General features: G+C 71.6%; 9 protein-coding genes. 6 read left to right on the forward strand and 3 right to left on the reverse strand.

The genetic code is table 11. The features are described 5' to 3' along the window. Positions 1–30: 30 nt before the first annotated feature. A complete protein-coding gene (locus AOK16_RS17865) occupies positions 31–1,170 on the reverse strand; it encodes a SchA/CurD-like domain-containing protein (RefSeq protein WP_055473240.1) in 1,140 nt (379 codons plus the stop codon). Between the two features lie 333 nt (positions 1,171–1,503). Here AOK16_RS17865 and AOK16_RS17870 point away from each other — a divergent pair, with 333 nt between their 5' ends. Further along, positions 1,504–3,177 carry an FAD-dependent oxidoreductase gene (locus AOK16_RS17870; RefSeq protein ID WP_055473241.1) on the forward strand — a complete coding sequence of 558 codons (1,674 nt, stop codon included), beginning with the start codon at positions 1,504–1,506 and terminating at the stop codon, positions 3,175–3,177. A 39-nt stretch (positions 3,178–3,216) separates the two neighbouring features. On the opposite strand, the gene AOK16_RS17875 is transcribed toward AOK16_RS17870, so the two are convergent. After that, complete coding sequence (locus AOK16_RS17875) at positions 3,217–4,284, reverse strand: SCO0930 family lipoprotein (protein WP_079101503.1); 1,068 nt, start codon at positions 4,282–4,284, stop codon at positions 3,217–3,219. A gap of 352 nt (positions 4,285–4,636) precedes the next feature. On the opposite strand from AOK16_RS17875, the gene AOK16_RS17880 reads away from it, so the two are divergent. Both AOK16_RS17880 and AOK16_RS17885 read left to right on the forward strand, forming a co-directional pair. Continuing rightward, entirely contained in the window at positions 4,637–5,152 is a 516-nt protein-coding gene (locus AOK16_RS17880) for a lytic polysaccharide monooxygenase auxiliary activity family 9 protein (protein ID WP_055473242.1), read from the forward strand. Positions 5,153–5,420: 268 nt separating this feature from the next. Further along, positions 5,421–6,335, forward strand: coding sequence for a YceI family protein (locus AOK16_RS17885; RefSeq protein WP_055473243.1), 915 nt, complete (start codon positions 5,421–5,423; stop codon positions 6,333–6,335). A 25-nt stretch (positions 6,336–6,360) separates the two neighbouring features. On the opposite strand, the gene AOK16_RS17890 is transcribed toward AOK16_RS17885, so the two are convergent. Beyond that, entirely contained in the window at positions 6,361–7,143 is a 783-nt protein-coding gene (locus AOK16_RS17890; protein WP_240483625.1) for an AraC family transcriptional regulator, read from the reverse strand. Between the two features lie 135 nt (positions 7,144–7,278). Between AOK16_RS17890 and AOK16_RS17895 the strand changes: the two genes are divergently transcribed. From AOK16_RS17895 to recQ, 3 genes are all read left to right on the forward strand, one after another. Beyond that, positions 7,279–8,067, forward strand: a complete 789-nt coding sequence (locus AOK16_RS17895; RefSeq protein WP_055473244.1) for a phytanoyl-CoA dioxygenase family protein — start codon at positions 7,279–7,281, stop codon at positions 8,065–8,067. Further along, positions 8,064–8,336, forward strand: coding sequence for a hypothetical protein (locus AOK16_RS17900; protein WP_055473245.1), 273 nt, complete (start codon positions 8,064–8,066; stop codon positions 8,334–8,336). The genes AOK16_RS17895 and AOK16_RS17900 overlap by 4 nt, the downstream gene beginning before the upstream one ends. 226 nt (positions 8,337–8,562) lie before the next feature. Then, positions 8,563–10,491 carry a DNA helicase RecQ gene (gene recQ, locus AOK16_RS17905; protein WP_079101505.1) on the forward strand — a complete coding sequence of 643 codons (1,929 nt, stop codon included), beginning with the start codon at positions 8,563–8,565 and terminating at the stop codon, positions 10,489–10,491. Positions 10,492–10,540 lie beyond the last annotated feature (49 nt).

Genomic DNA, 10,540 nt, shown 5'->3' on the forward strand with positions numbered 1-10,540 from the left:
GAAGAGGGGGGTGGGCAGAAGGGGGGGCGGTCAGTGGTCCTGCGCCCGGCGGTCGGTGATCGGGTCCATGTCGATACGGGAGAGGAACCCCGTGAGCCCCTGGCTGTCGGTGATGCCCTGCGGGCCCGCCTCGACCAGCCGCTCCAGCACGCCCGCGGCCCGCCGGCCGCTGACGCCGAGCGCGAGCGCCGGTTCGGACTCCAGCGGCGCCCGCACGTCCACGAGCCGCACCACGATGTCGTCGCGCTCGAAGACCGTGGACGCCACGACCGGGTTGGCCGGGTCCTCGGCCGCCAACTCGTCCTGCCGGGCGAGCAGTTGGGCCACCGCCATGCCGCAGCCGGGCTTGGCCGGGTAGAGCAGCGCGTGGCGCCGCAGGTCGGGCGGCTCCTCGCCGCTCGCCGCGACGTGGTGCACGGCCGGGAGCGCGGCCCGGGTGAAGAACACCCGCGCCGAGTTCGGGTCGCTGAGGTCCCGGTCCTGCTCCAGGAACGGGTTGATGGCCTCCTCGACCTCCTGGACCTCCGGCTGCCGGGCCACGTGGCGCAGCGCGGCGACCAGGTCGCCCTGCACCTCGACGGCGCGCACGACCCGGTTGCCGAGCATGAACAGGGAGGTGCGGCGCAGCCGGGTCGTGTCGTCGACCCGGGAGCGCGGGGAGGTGTACCCGGCGAGGATCTCGGCGACCTTGCGCTCGCTGCCCGGCTTTACGGTGAAGGTGAGCGCATGTCGGACGACTCCGTCCCCTATACGCGGGGAGACCTGGAGGCGGCTCTTGCCGGACTCCGGCTTGTGCTTGGGCATTTCGGGGGTCTCGCGCAGCACGCTGAACCGCAGCGAGCGGGTGTCCCGTACGCAGTGGTGCAGCGGCTGCACCATGTCCACGTGCTCCTCGCTGTTGACCCAGGCCAAGAACGGCAGCGCGCTCTCCCACTCGCTGGTGATCAGCCACTGGGAGGGGTTCTCGATGGACTGGCAGAGCTGGTCGCTGATGTGCCCCGGAACATCGGCGACCTGGTTGCGGAGCCGCTCGTAGGCCTCCAGGAACCGCTGCTGGGCGCCGTCCTGGAGATCGAGCAGGAGCACCACCCTCAGCCGGGAACCGTCGAAGGCTGACTGCGACACCCTTTCGGATATCTTTTCCGAGGGTTTTTCCGACAGCGTCGTCATCTTTCACATCTCCTTCGAGACAGAATTCCGGACTGCGTAAGCGGCGTTTCGCGACAGTCGAACGAAGAAGCGGTCGCGCCGCGTTTTCCGACGTCACGCCGTGTTCATCGGGGCGGTTCGCCTCCGGTGCCCGGTCTGGATCGATCGTGTGCCCGCACCACCGACCGCGCGAGATGTGTGATCCATACGAGTGAAAGGCCGCTTCGGCGTGTCCTCAGGCGCCCCCGTCCATGGAATCCCCATCTCTGTACGGGTCTGTCCAGAGGCCTGTGTTCGGGGCTCGATCAAGGGGGCTGACCCGGACGAAGGGGGGCTTGAGACTGGGAGCACTTGATGAATGCGAAGATCGACGACCGCGTGCCGGTCCTCATCGTGGGCGGCTCCCTCGTGGGCCTCTCCGCGTCACTCTTCCTCGGCCGGCTCGGCGTGGAGCACCTGCTCGTGGAGAAGCACGCGAGCACCTCGCACCACCCCCGGGGCCGCGGGAACAACGTCCGCACGATGGAGCTGTTCCGCACCGCGGGCGTGGAACAGGCGATCCGCGAGGCCGCGTCCGTCCTGGCCGGGAACCACGGCATCCTCCAGGCGCACACCCTCACCGGCGGGGAGCAGGAGTGGCTGTTCAAGGAGATCGACCCAGGTGGCGGGCTGGCCCGGTTCAGCCCCGCCGGCTGGTGCCTGTGCAGCCAGAACGACCTGGAGCCCGTACTGCTGCGCCACGCCCGCGAGTTGGGCGGCGAGCTGCGCTACTCCACCGAGCTCCGCTCCTTCGAGCAGGACGCGGAGGGCGTGACGGCGGTCATCAGGAGCCGGGAGACCGGCGAGGAGCGCACCGTACGGGCCGACTACCTCATCGCCGCCGACGGGCCGCGCAGCCCGGTCCGCGAGCGGCTCGGCATCGGGCACGCCGGACCCGGAGACCTGTTCCACAACGTGAGCATGACCTTCCGCGCCCCGGCGCTCGCCGACGCGGTGGGCGACCGCCGCTTCATCGTCTGCTACCTCACCAACCCGGAGGCGGACGGCGCGCTGCTGCCCGTGGACAACCGCGAGAAGTGGGTCTTCCACGCCCCCTGGCACCCCGAACAGGGCGAAACCCTGGAGGACTTCACCGACGAGCGGTGTGTCGAACACATCCGCAAGGCGACCGGCGTACCGGACATGGAGGTGGAGATCACCGGCAAGGCACCCTGGCACGCCGCGGAGCGGGTGGCCGAGCGGTACGGCTCCGGGCGGGTCTTCCTGGCCGGCGACTCCGCCCACGAGATGTCGCCCACCGGCGCGTTCGGCTCCAACACCGGCATCCAGGACGCCCACAACCTCGCCTGGAAACTGGCCGCCGTGCTCGGCGGCTGGGCGGGGCCCGAGCTGCTGGAGAGCTACGAGGCCGAGCGGCAGCCGGTCGCGCAGGCGACCAGCGCGCGTGCCTCGACCCGCTCCGCCGAGCACAGCCACCCCGGATACCAGGTGGCGCCCGTCTCGGGCGGCGGGCCCAAGAGCGGGCTGCTCCCCGTCGTCCTGGGCTACCGCTACCCGCGCGGCGCGGTCTTCGGCGCCGACGCCGAACTCCCGCCCGTATCAGAGAAGTTGAGCCTCAGGGGCGAGCCGGGGACCCGGGCTCCGCACATGTGGCTGACCCGGCTCGGCGCCCGGCTGTCCACCCTCGACCTCTACGAGCGGTCCTTCGTCCTCCTCAGCGGCGCCGCGGACGCGGCGGGCGGCGACGGCGGTACGGGCCGCGGCCCCGGGTGGCACGCGGTGGCGCCCGCCGTGGCCGAGAAGCTGTCGGTGCCGCTGGAGTCGTACACCGTCGGGCACGGCCCCGACGCCGACCTGGTGCCCGAGAAGGGCGACGAGGACTGGGCCGAGGTCCACGGCACGACGCCCGACGGGGCGGTCCTCGTCCGCCCCGACGGGTTCGTGGCCTGGCGGGCCGCGGGCCCGGTGCAGGACCCGGAGCGCAACCTCCGGGAGGTGCTGGACGCCGTACTGCGCCGCACGGGGTGACGTGCGGCGCGTTACGGTCGCGGGTGCGGCTGCGGGGGCTCAGTAGCCGTAGTCGTACCTGCCGCCGGAACCGCTTCCACCGTCACTCTTGCCGTTGCTTCCGCCGTCGCTCGACGAGCCGCTCCCGGACGTACCGCCGTCCCCGGGAGCGGCTCCGTCGTCCGCCCCCGCTTCCGGGGCCTGCTCCGCCTTGGCCGCGGGGACGGTCCTGCCCCGGTCGTTCTCGGCGTCCTTCTTGATGGCGAACCACGAGCCGCCCACGCCCTGGCCGTTGGTCTGGCCCGGTGCCGTGTCGCCCTTGAACGTGTACGCGGGCCAGCAGTTGACCGCCTCCTGCTGGGTGCCGTCCGGGGTGGTGAAGGTGAACAGCAGATCCGGGTCGACGCCCGCGGCCTTGGCGTCCGCCGCCGAGACGGGCGGTGCGGGCGTCCACTTCTCCAGGCACTTCTCGTCGCAGGCCGTCTTCATGGGCCAGGGGGTGTCCTTGGTGAAGAGGTAGAGCGTCCTGCCGTTCCTGTCGGTCAGGACCTCGCCCAGCTCGGGGCTCTTGAACACGCCGAGCGCCGGGCGCGGCGCCCCGGCCTTCTTGCCGTCGGGGGCCGAGGCGAACCATGTCCCGCCCACGTTCTGCCCCTTGGTGTCGCCCGGCTCGGTGTCCTTCGCGAAGCGGTAGAGCGGCCAGCCGCCCAGGGTGAGCTGCTGGGAGCCGTCGGAGCGGCTGACCGAGCCCAGCAGCTCGGGGTTGAGGTCGGCGGACGCGCTCGCGTCGCCGGCCGCGACCGGCGGCCAGGCGGCGGCGCACTCGCCCTCGCAGGTGGACGCGGGCGGGTCGGCCGTGTCCTTGTCGAAGCGGTAGAGGGTCATGCCCGCGCTGTCCGTGACCAGCGGCCCCAGCTCGCCGTCGCTGCGCACGGCCAGCTGCCCCGCTTTGCCGGGCTTCGGGGCCTCTCCCTCCCCTCCGGCCCCGTCCTTCGCCGACCCGGAGCCGGCCGCCGGCTGGACGAGCTCGGTGCCGTCCGCCTTCGAGCCCTCCGTACCGCAGGCCGTGACCAGCAGCATCGCTGCGGCCCCGCAGGCCGTCGCCACGTGTCGCCAGTTCTTGCGCATGTCCGATACCTCGCGTCCTCGCGTGTGCTCCCACCGGATGTGCCGTGCCTGCAGGCGGCTTCGGGGAGGAGTACGCAGGCGTGGCGCGATCTGTTCAGCGAAGAAAGTGGTTTCTTCCGCAGGCGTCGCATGCCGGGGCGGCGACTGCGAGCGGGGCGCTGCGCGAGGTTCGGCCGATCTGGGGGCGGGTGTGAATCCCTTGCCGCAAGCCGGGGCGTTGAAGGGGTTGACCGGTTCACGCCAAGTGGTAAGGTCCAGACCAATTGGCCGCGGATCGACGGGCGTTCGGCGCCGCGAGTAGAGGTGCCGGTGCGTCCCCCCACCCTGGACGGCGGCCTTCGAAGGAGTCGAGATGGACAAGAAGAGGAAGCTCGCCGTCGCCATCGGCGCGGGCATAGCCCCACTCCTCGTCGCCACCCTGCCGACAGTCCCCGCGAACGCCCACGGCTATATCTCGTCGCCGCCGAGCCGCCAGGCCCAGTGCGCGGCCGGTACGGTCTCCTGCGGCGACATCAAGTACGAACCGCAGAGCGTGGAGGGGCCCAAGGGCCTGACCTCGTGCAGCGCCGGCCTCTCGCGGTTCGCCGAGCTCGACGACGACAGCAAGGGCTGGACGGTGGCACCCGTCGGCAACTCCCAGGCCTTCAGCTGGACGCTGACCGCCCGGCACTCCACCAGCACCTGGCAGTACTTCGCCGGCGGGCAGAAGATTGCCGAGTTCGACGACGGCGGGGCCCAGCCCGGCCAGACCGTGACCCACCAGGTCGACTTCGGCGGCCTGTCCGGCAGGCAGAAGATCCTCGCCGTCTGGAACATCGCCGACACCGCCAACGCGTTCTACGCCTGCGTGGACGTGAACATCGGCTGACGGGCGGTCGGATCCGGAACGAACGAGGGGCGGGACAGCCGAACACGGCTGTCCCGCCCCTCCGTTCCTTTATCACACGCCCTCATGGACAGCCCTGACCCGGGGGGCGCGGGGCGCTAGCCAGGGCATCACCTAAGGTGACTGCCGGAGTCGTGCCCCCACCGACTCCGGCCAGGCGCCCCACCGTTCGCACCCCATGCGACCGCGCCCTGCCGGAGTGCGACGGCCCCAGCTTCCCTCCACCAGAAAGACAGAAGGGCTGAAAACCATGGGCCTCGGCCTGCTCCAGCGACTGCGATCGATCGGCCGGGACGACGGACTGGGGCTGTCGTCGACCTCGGTTCCCCAGGGGGCCGGCGTGGTCAGCTGCGAGGTGGTGGACCCGCTCGGTGATCCGCTGGCGAACGCCGACATCACCGTGAAGTCCACCCGCACCGGCGGCCAGGTGATGAAGGCCTCCACCGACCCGTACGGTCTGTTCATCGCCACCCTCCCGCCCGGCCAGTACGCCGTGCTGGTCTCCGTGGAGAGCCTCCTGCCCGAGCACCGCACGGTCGAGGTCGAGGCCGGGCGGCGCACCGCGCTCGGCCGCCTGCAGCTCGAACCCTCCCCGCAGGCCGCGCTGCCGATGCCCGGCACCTGGCTGTTCGACCCGCCGCACACCGCGATCCGGTTCATCGCCAAGCACGTCGGCATGGCCAACGTGCACGGCCGCTTCGAGCGGTTCGACGGCGGGATCCGCGTCGCCGAGCGGATGGAGGACTCGTACGTCGAGGTCACCATCGACGCCTCCAGCATCACCACGGGCAACAACACCCGTGACAACCACCTGCGTTCGGCCGACTTCCTCGACGTCGAGAACTACCCGTACATCCACTTCGCCAGCAGCCGCTTCATCCACCGCGCGGGCGCCAAGTGGACCGTGCAGGGCACGCTGTCGATGCACGGCGTCAGCCGCTCGGTGAGCCTGGACACCAACTACCTGGGCGCGCTCAACGGCGGTTACGGGGAGGAGCTGCGCTGCGCGGCCCTCGCCACCACCGAGCTGCACCGCGAGGAATACACGCTGAACTGGCGGACCATGCTGGCGCGCGGCATCGCCGTCGTCGGCCCGACGGTCAAGCTGGAACTGGACATCCAGGCCATGTTCCAGGACCCAGACACCCCGACCCCGCCGCGGTAGCGGCCGCGGTCGGGCGGTGGGCCGGTCACCGGTCCGCTGTCCGCACCGCTCGGGGTGAGGCACCCAGTTCGCGGCGGCAGGTCTTGTTGAACGCCTGGAGGTCGCCGATGCCGACCGACGCCGCCACCGCGGGAATCGACATGGTCGACTCCCGCAGCAGGTGCCGCGCCCGCTCCATGCGGCGCCGCCGGATGTGGGCCACCACCGTGCTGCCCGTCTCGGCCCGGAACAGCCGGGTCAGGTGGTTGTGCGAGACCCCCGCCGCCCGCGCCACCTCGGGCACCGTCAGCGCACTCGCCAGATGCGACTCGATGTACGCGATGGCGGTGGCCACCGCGTTCTGCCGCTGCCCCGCCGCCACCCGCTCGGCCAGCTGCGCCACCCGCCACAGCACCGCCCACACCTCCGCCGAGGACCTGGCCGGGGTGTGCGGGGCGGCCGCGATGGCCTGGAGCATCAGCCCCGAGAGCACCGGGGTGTCGGCCCCGGCGTCCTGCACCACCGGCACGCTCCGGGCCGGTCCGCGCCCGCCGAGCCGAAGATGCGCGTACAGGTGCTCCGACGGCCCCCGGTAGACGTACTGCACCTTCGCGCCGGGCGGGATGAGGCTCACACAGCCGGGGCGCAGGGCGTGCACCACGCCGTCGACCGTCAGCTCGGCCTCGTAGCCGTACAGGTGCAGCTGCCACAGGTCCGGCAGCAGGAAGCGCTCGCGGAGAGCGGCCGTACCGTGCACGCTCGCCCCGGAGTTGACCACCCGCGGCGGCTCGTCCAGCCGCACCGGCACCCGCTGCGCGGACTCACCCACGCCGCTCACCCACGCTGGCCACCCATGGTGAAAAACTACCAGCAGTGGTGAACAGAGCCCACGCGCAAGGGCCATGGGCCGACCTAACTTTGAGGGGTGACGACCACTGACACACAGCTACTGACCTCAGTCGAGATGGCGCGGTTCGTCGCGCACGGCTCGCTGCGCCTGGACGCGGTCGTGCCCGAGGCGATGAACGAGGAGGCGCTGAAGGTGCTGGCCGACGGCGTCTGCGGGGTCCCGTACGGGACCCCGGTCGCCGAGGCCTTCCCCGAGGGCTCCTTCTCCCGCCGCCTGGTTGAACTGGACCGCGTGGCGGGCGCGTTGCGCAGCCTCGTCGGCCCCGACCCCCTCATCGACCACCACCACGTCCACATCCGGGAGCCCGAAGGCGGCACGGCGCAGCCGCTGCACGGCGACGCGATCATCGACGTCCGGCCCGACGCGTTCGACGTGCAGCTCATGTACTACCCGCAGGAGGTGACGCTCGAGATGGGCGGCACCCTCAGCGTGCCGGGCAGCCATCTGCGCCGCACGAACGAGACCGACACCGGCCGCTACCAGAACCTGCGCGGCCAGACCCGGCTGGTCTGCCCGGCGGGGACCGTGGTCATCGTGCACCACGGCATCTGGCACGGCGGCCGCCGCAACGACAGCGCGGTCAAGCGCTACATGTACAAGATCCGGTTCAACCCCACGGTCCGGCAGGTGCGGCTGTGGAACACCGGCGACCTCGCGGACCCGGCGGTCGCCGAGGAGCTGCGGACCCGCTTCCCCTGGTACGAGAACGCGGCCGGGCGCCTGGAGTACCACAACCGCGTACGGCTGTGGCGGGCGCTGACCGGGGACGACAGCTTCGACCTCGACCACTGGGTCACCCGCGTGACCAACCGACCGAACCGCGTATCCCGGAGCCACGCATGAAGCGACAGCAGGTCCTGGTCCTCTACCTGGCCCACTCGGGCCTCGACGCCGCCGTCCTCGGCTGGGCCTCCTACGACGGCACCGGGCTGACGAACCCCACGACGGGCGACAGCGACGAGCCGCCGTACGACTCCGGGGTCGCCGCCCTCCGCGACGGCTGGCGCCTGATCCAGGCCTCCCAGCTGATCCCGCCGGGGAAGGGGGAGGAGTACGACGTCTCGTTCCTGAAGCACGAGTTCTGGTTCGAGAAGCTGGTGGATGTGGGCTGACGGGCGGATGTGAACTGACGGGGAGCGTGAGCTGACCGGGGCGGTGAGCTGCCCGGGACGGTGACCTTCCCGGGCAGGGTGAGCTGATGCGGAGGCCCGGCGCGGGCCCGGTTCCACGGGGGTGGACCGGGGCCCGGTTCGGGCCGCTGCCCTTGGGGCCCTCGGGCTGCTCCGGGGTTATCCACAGGCCGCACGGGCGTCGCCGTGATCCTCCTAGGATGGGCGGATGACAGCGACGACGGACCTGGACCACACCTCCGGAGCGGGCGGCGACGCCGGCGGCGGCCCCGCCCTCGGCGTGCTGCGGCGCGTCTTCGGATACGACGCGTTCCGCGGCGCCCAGCAGGAGATCATCGAGCATGTGATCGCCGGGGGCGACGCCCTGGTGCTCATGCCGACCGGCGGCGGAAAGTCGCTGTGCTACCAGATCCCCGCGCTCGTACGCGGCGGTGTCGGCGTCGTGGTCTCGCCGCTCATCGCGCTCATGCAGGACCAGGTCGACGCGTTGAGGGCGCTCGGCGTGCGCGCCGGGTTCCTCAACTCGACGCAGGACTCCGAGGAACGGCGGCTGGTGGAGGCCGAGTTCCTCGCCGGCGAGCTGGACCTGCTCTACCTCGCGCCCGAGCGGCTGCGGGTCGAGGCCACGCTGCGGCTGCTCGACCGCGGCACGATCTCGCTGTTCGCGATCGACGAGGCACACTGCGTGGCCCAGTGGGGCCACGACTTCCGGCCCGACTACCTCACGCTGTCCCAGCTGCACGAGCGGTGGCCCGACGTGCCCCGCATCGCGCTGACCGCGACCGCCACCGAGGCCACCCACACCGAGATCGCGGGCCGCCTCAACCTCAAGGACGCCCGGCACTTCGTCGCGAGCTTCGACCGCCCCAACATCCAGTACCGCATCGAGTCCAAGAACGAGCCGAAGCGGCAACTCCTGGACCTGCTGCGGACCGAGCACGCGGGGGACGCCGGGATCGTCTACTGCCTCTCGCGCGCCTCCGTCGAGAAGACCGCCGAGTTCCTGGTGAAGAACGGGATCGAGGCGCTGCCCTACCACGCGGGGCTCGACGCGCGGACCCGCGCCGAGCACCAGTCGCGCTTCCTCCGGGAGGAGGGCCTGGTGATCGTCGCCACGATCGCCTTCGGCATGGGCATCGACAAGCCCGACGTGCGGTTCGTCGCCCACCTCGACCTCCCGAAGTCCCTCGAGGGCTACTACCAGGAGACCGGCCGGGCGGGCCGCGACGGCCTGCCGTCCACGGCCTGGCTGGCGTATGGGCTCCAGGACGTCGTCCAGCAGCGCCGGATGATCGACACTTCGGAGGGCGACGAGGCCCACCGCCGCCGGCTGGCCGCGCATCTCAACGCGATGCTCGCGCTCTGCGAGACCGTCGAGTGCCGCCGCGTCCAACTCCTCGCCTACTTCGGTGAGAAGAGCACCGCGTGCGGCAACTGCGACTCCTGCCTGACGCCACCCTCGGCCTGGGACGGCACGGTCGCCGCCCAGAAGCTGCTGTCCACGATCGTCCGGCTCAAGCGCGAGCGCGGCCAGAAGTTCGGCGCGGGCCAGATCACCGACATCCTGCTCGGGAAGAAGACCGCCAAGGTCATCCAGTTCGACCACGACCAGCTCAGCGTCTTCGGCATCGGCACGGATCTGCGCGAGGGCGAATGGCGGGGCGTGGTGCGCCAGTTGCTGGCCCAGGGCCTGGTCGCCGTCGAGGGCGACTACGGCACGCTGGTCCTCACCGACACCAGCGCCGAGGTGCTGGGCGGCGGCCGCGAGGTGATGCTGCGGCGCGAGCCGGAGCGCCCGGCGCGCGCCGCGAAGGCGAAGTCCGGCGGCTCCGGCCGCCGGGCCGCCCCGGTCGAGCTGCCGGAGGAGATCGTGCCGGTCTTCGAGTCCCTGCGCGCCTGGCGCGCGGCCACGGCCAAGGAGCAGGGCGTGCCCGCGTACGTCATCTTCCACGACGCGACCCTCCGAGAGATCGCCACCGTGGCCCCGGCGACCCTCACCGAACTCGGCACGGTCAACGGCGTCGGCGAGAACAAACTGGCGAAGTACGGCCAGCAGATCCTGGACCTGCTGAACGGAGACCTGCTGAACGGAGAGGAGCCGGGTGGGGAGCCGGCGGAGGGGGAGGACGACGCCTAGGCAGCGTCTTGGCCCGCTGCGACCGGATCGACCGGGCGGTCACCTTCGC

It is taken from the genome of Streptomyces pathocidini, assembly GCF_001418495.1.
In the GTDB taxonomy this organism is placed as follows: Bacteria; Actinomycetota; Actinomycetes; order Streptomycetales; family Streptomycetaceae; genus Streptomyces; species Streptomyces pathocidini.